General features: G+C 67.6%; 20 protein-coding genes. 9 read left to right on the forward strand and 11 right to left on the reverse strand.

Features of this window, described 5'->3' with window-relative positions; all coding sequences use genetic code 11:
* Positions 1–15 precede the first annotated feature (15 nt).
* The 4 genes from WKF39_RS09005 to WKF39_RS09020 all read right to left on the reverse strand — a co-directional run bounded on the left by WKF39_RS09005 (position 16) and on the right by WKF39_RS09020 (position 2,812).
* Positions 16–888: a fructosamine kinase family protein gene (locus WKF39_RS09005; protein ID WP_340387521.1), complete on the reverse strand. Its 873-nt coding sequence runs from the start codon at positions 886–888 to the stop codon at positions 16–18.
* Positions 889–960: 72 nt separating this feature from the next.
* Entirely contained in the window at positions 961–1,449 is a 489-nt protein-coding gene (locus tag WKF39_RS09010) for a low molecular weight protein-tyrosine-phosphatase (protein ID WP_340387523.1), read from the reverse strand.
* Positions 1,446–1,844 carry a phage holin family protein gene (locus tag WKF39_RS09015; protein WP_340387525.1) on the reverse strand — a complete coding sequence of 133 codons (399 nt, stop codon included), beginning with the start codon at positions 1,842–1,844 and terminating at the stop codon, positions 1,446–1,448. Before WKF39_RS09015 ends, WKF39_RS09010 begins: the two co-directional genes overlap by 4 nt.
* 29 nt (positions 1,845–1,873) lie before the next feature.
* Positions 1,874–2,812 (reverse strand): EamA family transporter, encoded by a 939-nt coding sequence (locus WKF39_RS09020; RefSeq protein WP_340387527.1) that lies wholly within the window; start codon positions 2,810–2,812, stop codon positions 1,874–1,876.
* Between the two features lie 45 nt (positions 2,813–2,857).
* Here WKF39_RS09020 and WKF39_RS09025 point away from each other — a divergent pair, with 45 nt between their 5' ends.
* From WKF39_RS09025 to WKF39_RS09045, 5 genes are all read left to right on the forward strand, one after another.
* Positions 2,858–3,916, forward strand: a complete 1,059-nt coding sequence (locus WKF39_RS09025; protein ID WP_340387529.1) for a histidinol-phosphate transaminase — start codon at positions 2,858–2,860, stop codon at positions 3,914–3,916.
* Between the two features lie 37 nt (positions 3,917–3,953).
* Positions 3,954–5,264 carry an alpha/beta hydrolase family protein gene (locus tag WKF39_RS09030; protein WP_340387531.1) on the forward strand — a complete coding sequence of 437 codons (1,311 nt, stop codon included), beginning with the start codon at positions 3,954–3,956 and terminating at the stop codon, positions 5,262–5,264.
* Between the two features lie 171 nt (positions 5,265–5,435).
* Positions 5,436–6,578: a pyruvate dehydrogenase (acetyl-transferring) E1 component subunit alpha gene (gene pdhA / locus WKF39_RS09035; protein ID WP_340387533.1), complete on the forward strand. Its 1,143-nt coding sequence runs from the start codon at positions 5,436–5,438 to the stop codon at positions 6,576–6,578.
* The gene (locus tag WKF39_RS09040) at positions 6,575–7,576 is read left to right on the forward strand and encodes an alpha-ketoacid dehydrogenase subunit beta (protein WP_340387535.1); all 1,002 of its coding nucleotides are present in this window, start codon (positions 6,575–6,577) and stop codon (positions 7,574–7,576) included. Before pdhA ends, WKF39_RS09040 begins: the two co-directional genes overlap by 4 nt.
* Positions 7,577–7,585: 9 nt before the next feature.
* Entirely contained in the window at positions 7,586–8,920 is a 1,335-nt protein-coding gene (locus WKF39_RS09045; protein WP_340387537.1) for a dihydrolipoamide acetyltransferase family protein, read from the forward strand.
* 20 nt (positions 8,921–8,940) lie between these two features.
* On the opposite strand, the gene WKF39_RS09050 is transcribed toward WKF39_RS09045, so the two are convergent.
* Positions 8,941–9,546, reverse strand: a complete 606-nt coding sequence (locus tag WKF39_RS09050) for a DUF1684 domain-containing protein (RefSeq protein ID WP_340387539.1) — start codon at positions 9,544–9,546, stop codon at positions 8,941–8,943.
* Positions 9,547–9,606: 60 nt separating this feature from the next.
* Between WKF39_RS09050 and WKF39_RS09055 the strand changes: the two genes are divergently transcribed.
* Positions 9,607–10,908 carry an MFS transporter gene (locus tag WKF39_RS09055; protein WP_340387541.1) on the forward strand — a complete coding sequence of 434 codons (1,302 nt, stop codon included), beginning with the start codon at positions 9,607–9,609 and terminating at the stop codon, positions 10,906–10,908.
* A gap of 82 nt (positions 10,909–10,990) precedes the next feature.
* Here the strand turns inward: WKF39_RS09055 and WKF39_RS09060 are convergent, their stop codons facing one another.
* From WKF39_RS09060 to WKF39_RS09075, 4 genes are all read right to left on the reverse strand, one after another.
* Positions 10,991–11,443, reverse strand: coding sequence for a GNAT family N-acetyltransferase (locus WKF39_RS09060; RefSeq protein ID WP_340387543.1), 453 nt, complete (start codon positions 11,441–11,443; stop codon positions 10,991–10,993).
* Positions 11,444–11,524: 81 nt separating this feature from the next.
* Entirely contained in the window at positions 11,525–12,460 is a 936-nt protein-coding gene (locus tag WKF39_RS09065) for an oxidoreductase (RefSeq protein ID WP_340387545.1), read from the reverse strand.
* Positions 12,461–12,489: 29 nt separating this feature from the next.
* A complete protein-coding gene (locus WKF39_RS09070; RefSeq protein ID WP_340387547.1) occupies positions 12,490–13,287 on the reverse strand; it encodes a maleylpyruvate isomerase family mycothiol-dependent enzyme in 798 nt (265 codons plus the stop codon).
* On the reverse strand, positions 13,274–13,798 hold the full coding sequence (locus WKF39_RS09075; protein ID WP_340387549.1) for a hypothetical protein: 525 nt from the start codon (positions 13,796–13,798) through the stop codon (positions 13,274–13,276). The genes WKF39_RS09070 and WKF39_RS09075 overlap by 14 nt, the downstream gene beginning before the upstream one ends.
* A 333-nt stretch (positions 13,799–14,131) precedes the next feature.
* On the opposite strand from WKF39_RS09075, the gene WKF39_RS09080 reads away from it, so the two are divergent.
* Positions 14,132–14,773, forward strand: coding sequence for a response regulator transcription factor (locus tag WKF39_RS09080; RefSeq protein ID WP_340387551.1), 642 nt, complete (start codon positions 14,132–14,134; stop codon positions 14,771–14,773).
* On the opposite strand, the gene WKF39_RS09085 is transcribed toward WKF39_RS09080, so the two are convergent.
* Entirely contained in the window at positions 14,770–16,452 is a 1,683-nt protein-coding gene (locus tag WKF39_RS09085) for a GAF domain-containing protein (RefSeq protein ID WP_340387553.1), read from the reverse strand. The genes WKF39_RS09080 and WKF39_RS09085 overlap by 4 nt on opposite strands.
* A 145-nt stretch (positions 16,453–16,597) precedes the next feature.
* Between WKF39_RS09085 and WKF39_RS09090 the strand changes: the two genes are divergently transcribed.
* Positions 16,598–17,443 (forward strand): universal stress protein, encoded by an 846-nt coding sequence (locus tag WKF39_RS09090; RefSeq protein WP_340387555.1) that lies wholly within the window; start codon positions 16,598–16,600, stop codon positions 17,441–17,443.
* 1 nt (position 17,444) lies between these two features.
* Entirely contained in the window at positions 17,445–17,972 is a 528-nt protein-coding gene (locus WKF39_RS09095) for a flavodoxin domain-containing protein (protein ID WP_340387557.1), read from the forward strand.
* 64 nt (positions 17,973–18,036) lie between these two features.
* On the opposite strand, the gene WKF39_RS09100 is transcribed toward WKF39_RS09095, so the two are convergent.
* Positions 18,037–18,468 carry a pyridoxamine 5'-phosphate oxidase family protein gene (locus WKF39_RS09100; protein ID WP_340387560.1) on the reverse strand — a complete coding sequence of 144 codons (432 nt, stop codon included), beginning with the start codon at positions 18,466–18,468 and terminating at the stop codon, positions 18,037–18,039.
* Between the last annotated feature and the right edge of the window lie 165 nt (positions 18,469–18,633).

Raw genomic sequence — 18,633 nt, forward strand, 5'->3', positions numbered from 1 at the left:
GGCTGAGGTCTGGGCTCAGGCCGGTGGCGCCAGCAGTGACCGTGCGGCGGCCACGGCTCGTACGCCATACGTGCCGCCGAACAGCACGGCATGCACCAGGAGCGGATGCAGCTGGTGCAGCGGCAGGCGGGCGTGCCATCCGTCGGCGAGCGGCGAGACCTCCACGTATGCATCGAGGATGCGTTGGAGGTGCGGTGCCCCGAACAGGGACAGCATCGCCAGGTCGGTCTCGCGGTGGCCGCCGTGCGCGGCTGGGTCGATGAGCCAGACATCGCCGTCGGAGCCCCAGACCAGGTTGCCCGACCACAGATCACCGTGGATGCGGGCGGGCGGCTCCTCGGGTCCAGCCAGGTCGTGGATGCGTCTCATGGCCGACTCGATCGTGGCAGCGTCATCGGACGTGATCGCCCGGCGATCGACGGCTGCGCGGACGTAGGGCATGACCCGGCGGGATGCGAAGAACTCGGGCCACGCCGGCATGGAGCGATTGGGCAGCGGTGCGAGTCCGATGAATCCGTCCTTGGACGCTCCGAACGCCTCGGCGCCGGCCAGGTGGGTCGCGGCCAGATCACGCCCGAATCGCTCGGCGAGGTCTGTCGTCGGCTTGCCCGGCTCGACCCAGTCGACGATGAGGCAGTCCTCGGCGACGGCCAGCACGTGGGGGACCTTGGCGCCCCCTGCGGCGCGGAGCCAGCTGAGTCCCTCGGCCTCGCGCTCGAAGAATCCTTCGGGGGCGTGCGGACGCGTCTTGATGATGGCGCCGTGACCATCGGTCAGGCGGAGGCGGGTGGATGTGCAGATGTCTCCGCCGGCGACCGGAGTGGTGGAGACGACACCGAGGCCGAGGAGTGCTTCCGCCCGGGCGGCGGTCCCTGCCATACGTGCCATGACGACGACGTTACCGCGTGGCCTGCGATGACGTGCCCGGTCTGCCCTGCCCGCAACTCCCGAGGCGTACGCTCAGCTGCCCGTCAGCCCCGGCAGTCGGGCGACCAGCTCGTCGGTCGTGCGCTCGATCATGGCGAGGACGTGGCGAAATCCCTCGTCACCCCCGTACCAGGGGTCCGGCACCTCGTCGTCACCGTCGGTTGCCTCGGGGTCGAATTCCCGGAACATCCGCACCTGGGTCTGCCGGTCGACGCTGGGGGCCTGGTCAGACATGTCGGCGCGATTGCTGTGGTCCATCGCCAGCAGGAGGTCGTTCTCGGCGTACCAGTCGGTCGAAAACGTGCGAGCGCGGTGGCGAGAGGGGTCATAGCCGGCATCGCGGAGCACTGCGGCGGCTCGGCTGTCCATCGGCTCGCCGGCATGCCATCCCCCGGTGCCGGACGACACGACCTCGACGCTGTCGTCGAGGCCGGCCTTTTCGAGCCGGTCCTCGAGCACCACGTGCGCCATCGGTGAGCGGCAGATGTTGCCGAGGCACACCACGGCGATGCGGTAGGTCACCTGCTGGCGCGAACGTTCTTACGAGTGAAACCGCCGAGGACCGTGTTGACGATCGAGATCACGATCGATCCGAGCACTGCCCACCAGAACCCGTCGACCTCGAAGGCGACGCCGAACTTGCCGCTCAGCCACTCGGTCAGCAGGAGTAGCAGGGCGTTGATGACGAGCAGTGCCAGCCCCAGCGTGATGATGATGAACGGCAGCGAGAGGGTCTTGACGACCGGGGACACGAAAAGGTTGACGATCGTGAAGACGAGAGCGACGAGGGCAATGGCGATGATCCGCTCACCCGTCGAGTCCGCTGAGCCGCCGATGTCCATGTGATCGCCGAGCAGGCCGGCGGCGGCCGCGAGGGCGAGTCCGCTGAGGACCCAGGAAGTCACAAACGTGCGCATGCGCCGATTGTTGCACTGTCGCGCCCGGGTCAGGGCTGGGGGAGCGTCGTATCGATCGTGCGGGATGTCTGTGCGAGCACGATCCCGCCGAGCACCGCGATCGCACCCAGCACCTGGACCGGTGTCAGCGACTCTCGGAACCAGCCCCAGCCGAGGATGGTCGCGATGACCGGCTCGAGCATCGCGACCACCGTGACGATCGTCGCGGGCAGGTGCCGCAGGGCGACCAGCTCGAGGAAGAACGGCACGACAGTGCCCAGCACGACGACTGCACCTACGACGAGCCGGAGATTGGCCGAGTATGCATCGAGCCGCCCGAGCATCGAGGTCTGGCCGCCAAGTCCCGGCGTCGTCCAGACGGGCTCGACGAGGTTCATCGCCACGGTCGCGACGAGGAATGCCCAGAGGATGACCCGCAGCGGATCGTCGATCCCGACATTGTGCTCGCCGAGCAGGAAGTATGCCGCAAAGCTCACCGCCGCCAGCAGCGCCATCACGACACCGAGACCGTCGAATGTCAGCCCATTCCACACCCGGCTCACGACCGCGAGTCCCGCCACGGCGAGCGCGACGGCGAGCCACATGCGGCCGCGCACCGGCTCCTTGCGGACGAAGCGGACCCACAGGACGACCAGCACCGGCGCGAGGTATTCGATCAGCAACGCGATGCCGAGCGGCAACCGGTCGATCGCGACGTTGTAGGTCAGCTGCAGTGCCGCGACGCCGATCAGGCCGAGGGAGATGACGAGCAGGAGCGCGCTGCCGCGGGGACGGCGCAGGGCCGACCGACGGAAGCAGACCGCATACGCGACAAAGACCATCGCAGCACCGGTGATGCGCAGTGTCGTGAGCGACTGGGGCGAGAGGCCCGAACCCATCGCGACTCGGGACACGCCACCGTTGAGTCCGAACAGCACGGCGGCCGAGATGACCAGTGCGTAGCCCAGTCGAGGCTTGCGGACGCTCACCCGTCGATCATCTCAGCGTCCGGGCCCAGGGCTACGCTCGGGCGCATGAGTCTCCCCCGTGCCCGCAAGGCACTCGACGACATCCCGGTCTACCGGCCCGGCAAGGCCGCGTCGGACGAGGATCACAAGCTCTCCAGCAATGAGAACCCGTTCGCCCCGCTGCCCGGTGTCATGGAGCGCGCCGCGATCGAGCTCGGCCGGATCAACCGCTATCCCGACGCCGGGATGACCGCTCTCTATCAGGCGCTCTCCTCGAAGTTCGGGCTGTCCCCCGATCATTTCGCTGCGAGCACGGGATCGGTCGCCGTGCTCTATGCGCTGCTCAACGCCCATCTCGAGGACGGTGACGAGATCGTCTATGCGTGGCGGTCGTTCGAGGCCTATCCGATTGCTGCCGACCTGACCGGCGCGACGACCGTGCGCGTGCCGCTGCGCCCCGACGCGACCCATGACCTCGACGCGATGGCCGCCGCCGTCACAGACCGCACCCGTGTCGTGCTGGTCTGCACGCCCAACAATCCGACCGGTCCGACAGTCAGGGCCGCCGACCTCGACCGCTTCCTCGATGCCGTGCCTGACCGGGTGCTCGTCGTGGTCGACGAGGCCTACGTCGAGTTCGTCCGGGACCCCGAGGCCGCCGACGGGCTCGCAGCTCTCGCGAGCCGTGGCAATGTCGTGGTTCTTCGGACGTTCTCCAAGGCATACGGGCTGGCCGGCCTCCGGGTCGGATATGCGATCGCCCGCCCGGCGATCGCCGAGGCGATCCGCAAGGCGACTCCTCCTTTCGCCGTCACCGACCTCTCCCAGGCCGCGGCAGTCGCGTCGCTGGAGTCGCAGACCGCACTGGACGAGCGGGTGGAGGCGATCGTGCAGGAGCGCATCGCGATGGTCGCGGCCCTTCGCGGGCAGGGATGGGAGGTCCCCGAGACCGAGGCCAACTTCGTGTGGCTGCGCCTGGGCGACGATTCGGTGGACTTCGCTGCGGCATGCGACCCGCTGTCGGTCCGCCCGTTCGCCGGCGAGGGTGTACGCGTAAGTGTGGGCTCTCCGGAGGTCAATGCCGAGTTCCTCGCGCGCGCTGCCGCCTGGCGCAGGGGTCGATAACCTGTACGTCCGTACAGATTGCGGTTAGCCTGAGGCGATGAGACGATTCCTCGCCGCTGGACTGCTCACTGCCGCGCTGGTGGCGCCCGCCGCGTCGGCGGCCGCCGAACCGGACCCGGTGAGCGGCCACGGGCTGACCGTCACTGACACGACCCGCCCGCACGAACGCATCGTGGAGACCACGGTGTCGACCGCGGCGCTCGAGAAGCCGGTCCGCATCCGGGTCGTCCTGCCCGAGGGCTACGACGCGACCGCCAAGCGCTATCCGGTGTTGTATCTCTATCACGGCACGTCGGGCCGTCCGTCGGACTGGACCGGGGCGGGCGATGCTCTCAGGACGAGCGAGGGCAAGGACGTCATCCTGGTGCTGCCGGAGGCCGGCTACGACGGCAACGGCGGCGGCTGGTTCGTCAACTGGGTCAATCCACTCGGGACCAGGCAGATGTGGGAGACGTTCGAGCTCGATCAGGTCATCCCGTGGGTCGACGCCAACTACCGGACCGTGGCCGATCGCGACCACCGCGCCATCGCCGGACTCTCGCAGGGCGGGTTCGGAGCAATGCACGCGGCGGCGCGCCGGCCCGATCAGTTCACGTCGGTCGCGACGTTTTCCGGCGCCCCGGAGATCTATCGTGATCCCGTCGTCCGTGCGGGTGCGTCACTCGTGATCGAGGGGACCAATGTGGCCCTCAACGGCGGCCAGCCGTTCCAGATGTTCGGCGACCCCGTCCTCAACGGGGTGCATTGGCAGGGGCACGACCCCGGCACCCTGGTCGAGAACCTGCGCGGGATGGACATCAACCTCTGGACGGCGACAGGCCTGCCGGGCGAGCGGGACACGCTCCAGTCCGGGCTGAGCGTCTCGGGCAATGTCATCGAGTCGCTGACGCATCTGTCGAACCAGGCCTTCCGCGGGCACTTGAGGCAGGCGGGCATCCCGCACCATTTCGACAACTATGTGTTCGGGACGCACTCGTTCCCCTATTGGGCGCAGGACCTGCGGGAGTATCTCCCGGGGCTCATGGACCGCTTCGCGTCTCCCTCGACGCCGTCATCGATCACCTACTCCTCGATCGACAAGGCATACACGCAGTGGGGCTGGGGGGTGCTCGTGCAGCGTCGCCCGGCCGAGCGGCTGACGACGCTGTCGGGTGCGGACGCTGCGGGATTCGGCTTCGTCGGCGGTGACCCCGCGACTGTCGTCACGCCTCCGCTCTATGCCCCCGGTGCCGTGAAGAGCATTCGCCTCACGCGATACACATCGACGTCGACCCGAAATGTCACGGCCGACGCATCGGGTCGACTGACGATCGCCGTACCGGGAACGTCCACCGTCTCGATCGGCTGATCGGGGCGGCGTTTGGCCTGTGGCTCCCTGGCGGGATACGGTGGTTCCAGATGTGATGCCAGTCACTTCCATGTGAGACCACCTCCGTCCACCACCCCTGTGACACCGGTGGCTCTCACATCTTCGACATCGACGCGGCAATCCCGCTCACCGATTGATTGAGGTAGACGCATGAGCCTGTCCATGCCCGACACATATGTCGCGGACGATCCGACCGGAGCGTTTCCGCTCGTCCAGCTCCTGACGCCTGAGGGACAGCGAGTCAGTCACTCCGAGTTCTCCTACGACGGTGATGACGACAGCATCCGGGACCTCTATCGCGACCTGCTGCTGAGTCGTCGCATCGACTTCGAGGCTCACGCGCTCCAGCGACATGGCGAGCTGGGACTGTGGCCGCCTGCGCTGGGCCAGGAAGCCGCCCAGATCGGTTCAGGACGTGCGCTGCGCCAGCAGGACTTCGCCTTCCCGACCTATCGTGAGCACGGTGTCGCGCTGTGTCGCGGTGTCGATCCGGCCCTGCTCCTCGGCATGTTCCGCGGTGTCGAGCTCGGCGGCTGGGACCCGGCCGAGCATGGCTTCGCGCTCTACAGCATCGTGATCGGCGCCCAGACGCTGCACGCGACCGGCTACGCCATGGGGTTGACCCTGGATGACGCGGTCGGCCACGACGATCCCGAGCGCGATGCCGCCGTGATCGCCTACTTCGGCGACGGGGCCACGAGCCAGGGCAGCGTCAACGAGGCATTCGACTGGGCCGCCGTCTTCAACGCACCCGTCGTGTTCTTCTGCCAGAACAACCAGTACGCCATCTCGGCCTCGACCGATCGGCAGACCCGTGGACCGATCGTCCAGCGTGCCGGCGGCTTCGGTTTCCAAGGCATCCGGGTGGACGGCAACGACGTGCTCGCCTGCCACGCGGTGACCACCGCGGCGATGGACAAGGCGCGCAACGGTGAGGGGCCGACCCTGATCGAGGCCTACACCTACCGGATGGGCGCGCACACGACGTCCGATGACCCGAGCCGTTATCGCGACAGTGCCGAGGTCGAGACATGGAAGCTCAAGGACCCGATCGAGCGGGTCAAGCGCTATCTCCTGGTGCAGGACACCCCACAGGAGTTCTTCGACGAGCTCGATGCTGAGGCCGAGGCCCTGGGCAAGCACCTCCGAGAGACCTGCAAGGCATTGCCCGAGCCCGATCTGGCCGCCCTGTTCGACGAGGTGTTCGTCGAGGGCACGCCCGAGCTCGCCGAGCAGAAGGCCGAGTATCTCGCCTTCCGGGAGAGCCTCGAAGCCGAGGGGAGCGACTCATGAGCGAGCGCCAGCAATCGAACGGCATCACGAGGATGCCGCTCGGAAAAGGTCTCAACGCCGGCCTCCGCGCCGCGATGGAGGCCGATGACAAGGTCATGATCATGGGCGAGGACGTCGGCAAGCTGGGCGGCGTCTTCCGCATCACAGACGGCCTGCAGAAGGACTTCGGTGAGAGCCGGGTCATCGACGCGCCACTGTCGGAGAGCGGGATCCTCGGCACCGCGATCGGCCTGACATTCCGCGGCTACCGACCCGTCCTGGAGATCCAGTTCGACGGCTTCGTCTATCCCGCGTACGACCAGATCGTCAGCCAGGTCGCCAAGCTGCACTTCCGCAGCAAGGGCAAGGTCACGATGCCGATCGTCATCCGCATCCCGTTCGGCGGTGGCATCGGCGCGGTCGAGCATCACTCCGAGAGCCCCGAGGCGCAGTTCGCGTTGACCGCCGGCCTCAAGGTCGTGTCCTGCTCCAACGCCAACGACGCCTACTGGATGATCCAGCAGGCCATCGCGAGCGACGACCCCGTCGTGTTCATGGAGCCCAAGCGGCGCTACTGGGACCAGGGTGAGGTCGACCTCGAGTCGACGCCCATGCCGCTTCACAGCTCACGGGTCGTTCGCGAAGGCACCGACGCGACGCTCATCGCATACGGCCCGATGGTCAAGACGTGCCTCGAATCGGCCGATGCCGCCGCCGAGGAGGGCACGAGCCTTGAGGTCATCGACCTTCGGACGCTCTCGCCGCTCGACCTCGATCCGGTCTTCGACTCCGTGCGGCGGACCGGCCACGCGATCGTCGTGCACGAGGCCGCGCAGACGCTGGGCCTCGGAGCGGAGATCTCGGCGCGCATCACCGAGAAGTGCTTCTATTCATTGCAGGCACCGGTCATGCGGGTCACGGGCTATGACCTTCCCTATCCGCCGAGCCGGGCCGAGGAAGAGTTCCTGCCGGGGCTCGATCGAGTGCTTGATGCCGTCGACCGTTCGCTCGCGTTCTAGGAGTCAAAGATGAATGAGTTCAAGCTGCCCGATGTGGGCGAGGGCCTGACCGAGGCCGAGGTCGTCACGTGGAAGGTCGCCGTCGGCGATGTCATCAAGGTCAACGACATCATCGTCGACATCGAGACCGCCAAGTCGATCGTGGAGCTTCCCAGCCCCTACGAGGGCACGGTCGAGGCACTCCTGGTCGCCGAGGGGCAGACCGTCGATGTCGGCACGCCGATCATCCGCATCACCACCGCTGACGTAGCGGCCCCGCAACCGCCCACCGCGATGACCGCCGGTGACTTCGCGTCCATGCCGGAGTTCGTCGGTGCGCCGCCGGAGGCCACCAAACCGGATCTGCCCGATGAGAAGCGCCAGTCGGTGCTCGTCGGCTACGGGCCGCGCAACACCTCCACCAAGCGCCGCGCCCGCAAGAGTGCGGTGGCCTCTGTCGACACCGAGAGGGTCCCGCAACGTTCGGTCCGGGCGCTCGCCAAGCCTCCCGTGCGCAAGCTCGCCAAGGATCTCGGGATCGACCTCGACTCTGTGCCGGCCGCGGGCGAGATCATCACCCGGGCCGAGGTCGAGGCCTTCGCCGGCGTGAGGACCGATGCGACCCCGACCGCCGCCGCCGCTGTGGCCCCGCCCCGCGAGCGTGACGGGGACGTGCGGATCCCGATCAAGGGGGTGCGCAAGATGACCGCCGAGGCGATGGTGTCCTCGGCGTTCACCGCGCCCCACGTCACCGAGTGGGTCACTCTCGACGTGTCGCGCACGATGGATCTGGTGGCTCAGCTCAAGAGCGACGACCGGTTCGCCGGACTGCGCATCTCGCCGCTGCTGATCGTGGCCCGGGCCGTATGTCTGGCGATGCGTCGCACGCCGGAGATCAACTCCACGTGGGACGAGTCGGCACAGGAGATCGTGCTCAAGAGCTCGGTCAACCTCGGCATCGCGGCCGCCACTCCGCGGGGCCTCGTGGTGCCCAACATCGTCGGGGCCGACCAGATGTCACTGCCCGATCTCGCGGAAGCCTTCGGCGCCTTGATCGCCACGGCGCGCGACGGCAAGACGCAGCCGGCACAGATGAGCGGAGGCTCCTTCACGATCACCAACATCGGGGTCTTCGGCATCGATGCCGGCACGCCGATCCTCAACCCGGGCGAAGCCGGCATCCTGGCCGTCGGCGCGATCAACAAGCGTCCGTGGGTCGGTGACGATGACGAGATCGTGGCCCGCTGGGTCACGACCCTCGCGTTGAGCTTCGACCATCGGGTCGTCGACGGCGAGCAGGGCTCCCGCTTCCTCGCCGATGTTGCCGCGATCCTGCGCAACCCGGCGATGGCGCTGACCTACTGATCGGCGCCGGTCGCGCGGTTTCAGATCTGCTCGCCGGCCTCGACCCGCGCCGTGATGGTGTTTCCCGGTGGGGCGAGCGGACACTGCCAGCGCGGGTTGTAGCGGCAGGACGGGTGGTACGCATAGTTGAGATCGAGCGTGATCGAGTCGTCGTCGCCGCCCAGCCACGAACCCTTGGCAGTGTCGAGCAGATAGCGCCCACCACCGTAGGAGCCGTCGCCCGAGGTGCCGTCACGCAGCGGAAGGAAGATCCCGCCGCCGTACTGGTGAAGCCACCACACATCGAGGCCGCCGCCGATCGGAGCGGGTAGGTCGACCCGGCCGATGAGCGACATCCGGATCGTGCCGTCGCCGCCGGCCTCGACCAGCCGGTCCTCGATCGGCTCGACAGACCACAGTGGTGCCTCGAACCGCAGGGTGGGGTCATATGGCCAGTAGGGGAGCCCGCTCTCGAGCAACGGATCGCCATCGGCGAGGGGTGTCTGCGGGTGGGTGCGGAAGAGTTCGTCGCGAGCGGCCCGCCATCGGGCGTGGCCCGACGCGTGGTCGGTCTCTGCCCGGACGTCGGCATACATCTCGTTGACGCGGCGGCGCCAGTCGACCAGGGTCAGCGAAGACTGAGGCATGCGGTCCACCGTGGCACACGCGTCGCAGGTCGGCCCGATGGCCACGACTAAACTAAGTCGGTGAGCCAGACCGTCGACACCCGCCACCCCGGGGCGTACGCCGTGTGGATCGTGGCGCTGCTGGTCTACATGCTCGCGGTCTTCCACCGGTCCTCGCTGGCGGTCGCAGGACTTGCCGCGACCGAGCGCTTCGACATCTCGGCCGCGCAGCTCGCGACGTTCACGATGCTTCAGCTGCTGGTCTACGCCGGGATGCAGATCCCGGTCGGGCTGCTGGTCGACCGGTTCGGCCCCCGCCGTGTGCTGCTGACCGGCGCCGTCACGTTGACATTGGCGCAGGTCGGCTTCGCCTTCGCCGACACCTACGCCTGGGCACTCATCGCGCGGGTGTTCGTCGGCATCGGCGACGCCATGACCTTCATCTGCGTCCTGCGGCTCGTCAACACCTGGTTCGCACCTCGACGGGTGCCGCTCGTCACCCAGCTGACCGGCGTCACGGGCCAGCTGGGCGCGATCATCGCCGCCGTGCCGATGACGCTCGCCCTCCGCGAGCTGGGCTGGACCAGGTCCTACCTCCTGGCCGCTTCGCTCGGCGTGGCCCTGACGATTGCGATGCTGATCTTCGTACGGGACGGGCCGGAGCTGCGGTCGGCCAGGGGAGCCGCGCTGTCGCTGGGTGGAGTACGCCGTAGCCTGACCGCGTCATGGGCACAGCCCGGCACCCGACTGGGGTTCTGGATGCACTTCTCGACCCAGTTCAGCGCCACGACGTTCGGCTTGTTGTGGGGCTACCCGTTCTTCGTCCGGGGTGAGGGCAGGTCAGAGCAGGTGGCCGGCCTCCTGCTGACACTCATGGTCGTGGCGGTGATGTCGGCCGGGCCCGTGTTGGGCTGGGCGATCACCCGCCACCCGTGGCATCGGTCGACGATCGTGATCGGCATCATCACGACCATCGTCATGGTCTGGACCGTCGTGCTGGTGTGGCCGGGTCCCGCGCCGCTGGCACTCCTGGTGCTGCTCGTTGTCGTGATGGGCGTCGGCGGCCCGGCCTCGATGATCGGGTTCGACCTGGCGCGCACCTCCAACCCGGCCGATCGGCTCGGCAGCGCGACCGCGATCGTCAACCAGGCCGGGTTCGTTGCCAGCCTCGTCCTGGTCGTCGCGATCGGCATCATCCTCGACTGGCGCACGCCCGGCGCAAGCACGGCCTACACGCCGTCAGCGTTCATCTGGGCCATGTCGTTCCAGTACGTCCTGTGGGCCCTCGGGCTGACGCAGATCTGGCGCTACAGGGTCAGGGCGCGAGCCAAGATCATGGCCGAGGAGCCGGAGGCATACGGCCGCACCCGCGAGCTGGGGTGACGCAGTTGGGCGGTGGCCCAGCCACATTTCGGCACTTGGAATGCACGGCAGACCCACCGCTCCACAGGAAGTGGTTGCCTGATCAGGCCTCGTCGGGCTCGCGGACCAGCATGAGGTTGGTCTTGCCGTCGTGCGTCAGAGCACCGACCTCTTCGAATCCGCGGCTCTCGTGGAAGGCGAGGGAGACGTCGTTGGTCTCGTAGACCTCGAGTGCGACGGGCGTAGCGCCCTCGATCTCCTCGTAGAGCTTGGAGGCCACGCCCTTGCGGCGGTGATCGCCCGACACGACGATGCGGTCGAGATAGACGTAGTCATCGACGAGCTTGTCCTCGAACCAGCGATAGCGGCTCGAGTCATAGTCGGTGCCCGGTGGGAGCGTGATGACGAAGCCGGCGATGTCGCCGCCGTCCTCGACGACGAGGGCCTGGTCGGACATCTTCACCAAGAGCGACAGGCTCTCGTTATCGAGTGGACCGACGCCTTCGAGGGCGTTCTGGTTGAGGTGGACGATGCTGTCAAAGTCGCTGTGCGTCATTTCTCGGATCATCAGGCAGTCAATGTTACGTCAACCTGGAGCCCCGCGGCGGTAGATGTGGCGGATCCCACATGGGGCGGATCAGACGTTGAATCGCATCCCAGTGGCCTTCTCCGAGGCAGTCCAGAGTGCAACGGCGAGCTCGGCATCCCGCGCGACCCGGGTCATGCCGACGAGCTTGGGCCGTCCCCGCATCCCGCGGAATCCCGCCGGTCCGACGTACTCCCCGCCGGTCAGCGCCTCATCGGTCGCGGCCATCAGCAGCGGCCACGCGCCGTGCGAGGCGGATTGTCCAAGGACCTTCGTGACCTGATGCATGCCGATCCCGGGCAGGGACAGGCCGTTGACCGCCGGCCCGGCCTTGGTGAGATTGGTCGCGGCGTAACCGGGGTGGGCGCCGACACTCACGACGCCGGATCCGGCGACCTTGACCCGCCGGTCGAGCTCCACGGCAAACATCAGGTTGGCCAGCTTGGACTCCCCGTATGTCTGCCAGCGGCCGTATTTGCGGCTCGAGCCCTCCGGCGTGAGGGCGGTCAGGTCGATGCTGCCGACCGTCGTGTGCGCGAGGGAGGCCACTGTCACGACGCGGGCGCCGCTGGCTTCTAGCAGCGGCCACAGGCCGGCGGTCCACGCGAAATGGCCCAGGTGGTTGGTCCCCATCTGCAGCTCGAATCCATCGACGGTCTTGGAGAGTCGGGGCGGCACCATGATGCCGGCATTGTTGACCAGGATGTCGATGCGGTCGTACTTCTGAGAGACCTCGGCGGCTGCGCCCTTGACCTCGGTGAGATCGGCCAGATCCAGCGAGACGACCTCGACGACGGCTCCCGCAGCGGCGTCCTTGATCCGCTTGACCGCTTGATCTGCCTTGCGGTCGTTGCGCGCAGTCACGACGAGCTCGGCGCCTTGTCGGGCCAGCCCGATCGCGGTGTGGAGGCCAAGGCCGCCGGTCACGCCGGTGATGACTGCTCGCTTGCCGGTCAGGTCAGGGATGTCGTCGGTGCTCCAGCTCATGCGCGACAGCCTAGGGCCTGTCGCCACATCTAGGGCGTCACCGCCATCGCTGTGAGGGTCGCGAGACCGAGGGCATGGTCGCCGTCGATCGTCACCTCGACCTGGTCGGGCAGACGCCTGCCGGCAGTCAGGACCGTGAAGGTCTCGGTCGACATCGACAGCGTCACCGACGGCCGGTCGATGGTCTCGACCGCACTGGCGCGGCCGTCTTCGCCGACCTGCACGACCAGCTCGAGCGGGGTCTCCCCGGTGACATCCCAGCGGACTGTCGACGCGGCCGGCGGCTTGACCCGCTTGCCGAGGATGTAGGGCATCGCGAAGGAGAAGGTCATCGCCGCGACCTGGGCGCCGGTGCTCCCCAACCCGCCAGGTCGCCCGGTCGCGCGGCGAATGTCCTGCTCGTGGACCCAGGCATCGATCGAGCGGTTGCGGAGCAGGGTGTCCCAGCTCCACGCGATGCCGCCCGGCGTCACGGGCGCCGGAGTGGAGGGGTCGTCGGGCAGGTCGGTCAGCTGCCGGGCCCGCACCTGGACTGCGGCGGCAAACTCTGCGGTCACCTCGTCCGGCGTCAGGTCCCTGCGGTCCGCGACCCCGGCGGCGGTGTAGGCAGCGACCACCTCGCTCGCACCGGTTTCCTCGTGCACATTCTGCTCGGCGTGGCACAGCTCGGTCTCGAGGTGAGCGAGGTGCGACATGACGTCCTTGACGCTCCATCCGGGGCAATCGGTCGGCAACGCCCAGTCGGACTCCTCGAGCTCGGGAGCGATCAGAAGGATTGCGTCGGCGGCCTCGCGCCATCCTCGGACATAGGTGTCAAGCAGGTTCACGAGCGAGCTCCTTGCGATGCTGTCGGCGGCAGTGGAAGACATACCCGGCGAACACTGCGCCGGTCGCCAGACCGATCACGCCGATGCCGTTGCCGGTGTTGGTACGGGAGTCGAACCCGGTCACGGTCGCAAAGGCGTAGGACGCGTTGTCCGCACGCTTGTCCTGAGGTACGCAACGGACCTTGACGTCGTTCGTCCCCTTGCCGAGCAGACCGATCAGGTGCCACTGGTTGCCCTCGTTGTCGACCGTGATGTCGAGCTTGGCCGGAGGGATCTCGACACTCTTCTTGTCACGGCCGGTGGCACGGCAGGTGACGTCCCGGTCAGGCTGCACGATGTCGGTGAACACAGCAAGACTCTTGCCCTGGGAGTCAGCGCGAACCGTCGTCGGGGTGACTGTGACTTCGCGGACCGGATCCCAGCCGCTCGCGGCGACGGCCGTGCCGACCATGGTGCTGCCGAGGGCGACGAGGAACGCCGCGAGATACCACAGCGGATTGATCGGCTTCACGCAGCCACTTTCCCACAGGACCTACACGAGCGCTGTGCTGACGGGCCGCGTGCGGTTCACATCGGGGTCAGGGGCTCGTCCTGGCCGGCGCCGTCAGGATGTGGATCGTTGACGCCGGGCTTCGGTTCGGTGTCCGGTTCGGTTTCAGGTGCATCCTGCGGGGTCTCGGTCATGACCTGCACGTACCCCCATCGCGTCCGCGCACACGGAGGAGTGACAACCGTAGAACTAGGCTCGACGGTCAGCAGGGGTTCGCAGGAGGGCGGGACCTTGGCCCCTCGACACCTCGTGGGGGAAATTCGATACTGAACCTCCGAGCCAATGAGGAGAACCATGCCGATCCGCGTCTTCCTGCTGGACGACCACGAGGTCGTACGCACCGGCCTTCGGCAGCTGCTCGAGAGCGGCGGTGACATCGAAGTCGTGGGCGAGGCTGGAACGGCGGCCTCAGCGTTGGCCCGCATCCCTGCGCTGAAGCCGGATGTGGCGGTGCTCGACGCACGTCTGCCTGATGGCAGCGGCATCGAGGTGTGCCGTCAGGTCCGCTCGTCCCAACCCGACACGAAGGCCATCATCCTGACCTCGTTCGACGATGATGAGGCACTGTTCGCTGCGATCATGGCCGGCGCCGCGGGTTACGTCCTGAAGCAGGTGACCGGTCAGGACCTGATCGCTGCGGTCCGACATGTCGCTGCGGGTGGCTCCTTGCTCGATCCGAGCGTGACCGCCAAGGTCATGGAGCGCTTGCGTGAAGGCGCACCGGGGGAGCCGGAGGAGCTCAAGAGCCTGACCGCGCAGGAGCGCCGCATCCTCGAGCTCGTCGCCGAGGGTCTGACCAACCGGCAGATCGGTGAGCGCCTGTTCCTCGCCGAGAAGACGGTCAAGAACTACATGTCCAACGTCCTGTCCAAGCTCGGGTTGGAGCGTCGCACACAGGCAGCCGTGTTTGCGACGAGGCTGATGGATGACCGCTAGGTTGGAGCGTTCCAGGAAAGTCGCGTACCGCCGCCGGGGATCTGACGGATCTCGAACGAGCCATCCCGAGCCTCGGCCCGCTGGCGAAGGTTGGACAACCCGCTGAGACGAGGTGAGTCTCCTGGCCCGACGCCGTCGTCGGTGACCTCGATGCTGACCTCACCGGACACCGCGGCCACACTGACCTCAACCTTGGCTGGACCTGCGTGCCGAACGGCGTTGGCGAGGGCCTCGGTGACGACTGCGGCCACGTCGTCGGTCAGATCGCCGGAGACCATCAGGTCGACCGGGCCAAGGAACGTGATCCGCGGCCGGGTGGTCAGCTGGTCGGCGACCCGGTCGACGATCTCGAGGATCCGGGCGCGCAGGCTGACGGTCGTGTTCTCGGGATCGTGCTGCATCGCAAAGATGCTCTGGCGGATCTGGGCGATCGCGCTGTCGATCTCCTTGATCTGATCCATGATGCGCCTGGCCGTCTCGGCGTCTGCGCTGGCGGCCGCGGCCTGAAGGCTGAGCCCCGTGCCGAACAGTCTTTGGATGACGTGGTCGTGCAGGTCTCTCGCGATGCGGCTGCGGTCTTCGAGCAGGGCGACGCGACGCCGATCCCGCCGGGACTCGGCCCGGTCGATCGCGACACTGATGTGGCTGGCGAACGAGGTGCCCATGTCGAGGTCACGATCGCTGAACGGCAGTCGACCCGACAGGCGGGTCAGCGTGAGGATGCCCGCGGGTCGGTCGCCGCGGGTGAACGGGATGACGACGGAGTTGCCGAGCAAGGCGTGCTGGGCGAATCCGTGGATCTGGAACTTGCTCGACTCCCCGACCAGGATTGGCTCCCCGGATGCGATGGCGTCACCGGCAAACGTCTCGTCGAGGGGGAACGACATCGACATCAGCTCGGTGGCCCCGATGCCGGAGGCGCGGTCGACGACGATCTCTGTGCCCGACGCCGTGATGCGGCCGATGCTCACGAGGTCGGCGTCGGCGAGGTCGAGGACCTGCTCGACGATGACGCCGAGATGCTCCTCCTCCTCTTCGTCGCGCATGAGCCGGCGGGCGGTGTCCGCGAGGGCGGATGACCAACGCTCGCGATAGGCCGAGTCGTCGAACAGCCGGGCGTTCTCGATCGCTATCCCTGCAGTCGCCGCCAGGGCCTGCGCCAGCTCTTCGTCGTCAGCCGAGAACGATCCGTTGAGGCTGTCGGTGAGATAGAGGTTGCCGTAGACCTCGTCGCGTACGCGGATCGGCACGCCGAGGAAGTTCTCCATCGGGGGGTGATGGGCCGGGAAGCCGCTCGATCGGCCATCCGCGGCGATCTTGTCGAGTCGGACTGGCTGCGGATCGTCGATCAGGGCCCCCAGCAGTCCCTTGCCCTCGGGGAGGTGGCCGATCTCCTCGACGGTGGCGGCGTCCATGCCGATGTGGATGAACTGCTCGAGGCGGCGCTCATCGCCGATGACACCCATCGCCGCATACCGAGCGTTGAGCAGCTCCATGCCGATCTCGACGATGCGACGAAGCACGGTGGGCAGATCGAGCTTGCTGGTCAGGTCGTTGTTGACCCGGATCAGGTCCCGCATGCGCGACTGCGACGCCATCATCTGCTCGGCGCGCTGGACGAACTGCGCGAGGACCGTCTCGAACTCGAGCGTCGGGCCAGCCGAGCGCTCGTCAGTCATGACACTCCCGGTCGGACAGTCGAAGAGCCCTCACCCTACGCCCGCCGCAAGCGGGGACCTAGGTCCCGGCAAACGTGGTCGGTGGTCCATGTGGACCGGTGGCGGCGCGAGGGATCGTGAGAGGACCAACAACGCAGGAGGAACCATGATCAGCTCGCGCAGGCCCGTCGTCATCGGCATTGCTGACAAGCAACCCACGGCGTTGCGATGTGCGATGCACGAGGCGCAACGCGCTGGCACGAGCCTCCAGGTCGTACATGCCGCATCGATCCCGGTCCAGAGCGCCGAATTCTATGTCGGGGTCGACGTCTTCGAGGACGTCAAGGCGGCCGGCCAGAAGGTGCTGGACGACGCGAGGGAGTTCATCGAGCAGGAGGCGTCATCGCCCCCCGTCGCCTACGTGCTGTCGACGGCTCCCGCCATCGAGACGCTCGAGCGCGCGGCTGCTGACGCACAGCTCCTGGTCATCGGAGCGGACGACATCCCGTGGTACGACCGGATGCTCGGCGGCGGCGTTGCACGACACATGGCGAAGCACTCCGCGTGCCCCGTTGTCGTGGTGCCCGAGGTTGCGTACCCGGCGAGCCGCAAGGGCGGCGTCGTGGTGACGCTCGACGGTGACTCCACCGCCTCCGGCCCGCTGACCTATGCGTTCGAGCAGGCGGACATGGGAGGGCACGAGCTCCACGTCCTGCACGCCACGCCACCGGCCACCCTGACAGAGGACGTCCAGGCGATCCGCGCCAACATCGGCGAGGTTCTCGCCGGCTGGTCCGAGATCTATCCGGACGTGCGAGTGATCCGCGCCTTCATCTTCGACGGCGCCGAGGAGGCCATCGTCAACGCGACCGCCCATGCAGAGCTCGTCGTCGTCGGCCGAACCAGCAGCCGCAACGCGTCGTTCGCGCTGGCCCGCCCGCTCGCGATGCAGGTGCTCAAGAGAGCATCCTGCCCCGTCGCGATCGTGCCCGCCGACTACCGGGGAGCCTGAGATGCAGGCCTGCCGGACCCTCGTCGTTGCCGCTGCAAGTCGCCACGGCGGGACGTGCGAGATTGCCGACCGGTTGGCGAGCACGTTGTCGAGCGGGCTGCCCATGGGGTGGAATGTCGTTCGAGCCGATCTCAGCAACCTCCGCGCGTTCGATGATGCGGACGCGGTCGTCCTCGGCAGCGCGATCTATTTCGGCCACTGGATGCATTCGGCGGCTCGCGCGATCAAGTACCTGAAGGATGCCCCGCTATTCGACCTGTGGCTCTTCAGCACCGGCCCGATCTCGGAAGTCGACAGCGAGAATGCCCAGGTGATCTCGGCCGATGCGCTCGTTGCCACCGGGCAGGCCGTGGAGCACAAGGTGTTCGGTGGCCGGCTCGACACGTCGCACCTCAACTGGGTCGAGCGGGTCGCCGTCAACGCGGTCCACGCGCTCCCGGGTGACCACCGCGACTGGGACCAGGTCGATGAATGGGCGCGGCACATCGCCGGTCAGCTGCTGGTCGTGCCCGACCGTGCCGCGAGCTAGAGCCAGTCCCGGGCGGGGGCGCCGTGCCGCAATGACCCTCGCCGCCAGAGCCGGTTGATCCGGGTCAGGTGGTGTTGCCCAGCACCCGGCGGCCATCGATCGACTTCAGCGTCACCTTGACGACGATCGGGCGCACTCCGCCGGCCCACGGCCGGAGCTGATGATGACCCATCACCCGATCGATCGTCGCGGCGTCGGTGACCCCGACGGCGGGCCCACGGACCGTGACATTCCACCCGACGCGGAACACGTCGTGGTGATCGACTCCGAAGGCGACATCGGGGTGACCGTCCGCGAGCTGAGCCAAGACGCTGTCGGGGCTCGTCCTGAAATAGATGTCTCCGTTGAGAACCGCGAAGTTCAGAGGGATCAGCTGCTGGCCCTCGGCGTCCACGAATGCCACCCGGCCGACGGTCGTCACCTCGAGCAGCGCCCTGCATTCCTCCTCGGAGAGCTGGACGAGTGTTCCGGTCGAGCGCGGTTCGGGGGTGCTCATGCGGTTCCCTTCGCTTTCGTCGATGGCTCAGACTCGCACATCGCGGCCTGACGCGGCCACGGTCGTTGAGCACAGGCCCCCGGGACCTTGGTCCCACAGCATCCCCTTGGGAGCGGATGGACCAAGGGCCTTCCCATTGCGGACACAGTGCCCTGATTCGCGCGG

The organism is Aeromicrobium sp., from assembly GCF_037719875.1.
GTDB lineage: Bacteria > Actinomycetota > Actinomycetes > Propionibacteriales > Nocardioidaceae > Aeromicrobium.

Coding starts and splice junctions, on each gene's coding strand:
- WKF39_RS09060 (WP_340387543.1), bottom strand. CDS start 11,443: ATGACGCACAGCGACTTTGACAGCATCGTCCACCTCAACCAGAACGCC.
- WKF39_RS09045 (WP_340387537.1), top strand. CDS start 7,586: ATGAATGAGTTCAAGCTGCCCGATGTGGGCGAGGGCCTGACCGAGGCC.
- WKF39_RS09100 (WP_340387560.1), bottom strand. CDS start 18,468: ATGAGCACCCCCGAACCGCGCTCGACCGGAACACTCGTCCAGCTCTCC.
- WKF39_RS09095 (WP_340387557.1), top strand. CDS start 17,445: ATGCAGGCCTGCCGGACCCTCGTCGTTGCCGCTGCAAGTCGCCACGGC.
- pdhA (WP_340387533.1), top strand. CDS start 5,436: ATGAGCCTGTCCATGCCCGACACATATGTCGCGGACGATCCGACCGGA.
- WKF39_RS09005 (WP_340387521.1), bottom strand. CDS start 888: ATGGCACGTATGGCAGGGACCGCCGCCCGGGCGGAAGCACTCCTCGGC.
- WKF39_RS09090 (WP_340387555.1), top strand. CDS start 16,598: ATGATCAGCTCGCGCAGGCCCGTCGTCATCGGCATTGCTGACAAGCAA.
- WKF39_RS09015 (WP_340387525.1), bottom strand. CDS start 1,844: ATGCGCACGTTTGTGACTTCCTGGGTCCTCAGCGGACTCGCCCTCGCG.
- WKF39_RS09030 (WP_340387531.1), top strand. CDS start 3,954: ATGAGACGATTCCTCGCCGCTGGACTGCTCACTGCCGCGCTGGTGGCG.
- WKF39_RS09080 (WP_340387551.1), top strand. CDS start 14,132: ATGCCGATCCGCGTCTTCCTGCTGGACGACCACGAGGTCGTACGCACC.
- WKF39_RS09040 (WP_340387535.1), top strand. CDS start 6,575: ATGAGCGAGCGCCAGCAATCGAACGGCATCACGAGGATGCCGCTCGGA.
- WKF39_RS09050 (WP_340387539.1), bottom strand. CDS start 9,546: ATGCCTCAGTCTTCGCTGACCCTGGTCGACTGGCGCCGCCGCGTCAAC.
- WKF39_RS09065 (WP_340387545.1), bottom strand. CDS start 12,460: ATGAGCTGGAGCACCGACGACATCCCTGACCTGACCGGCAAGCGAGCA.
- WKF39_RS09025 (WP_340387529.1), top strand. CDS start 2,858: ATGAGTCTCCCCCGTGCCCGCAAGGCACTCGACGACATCCCGGTCTAC.
- WKF39_RS09085 (WP_340387553.1), bottom strand. CDS start 16,452: ATGACTGACGAGCGCTCGGCTGGCCCGACGCTCGAGTTCGAGACGGTC.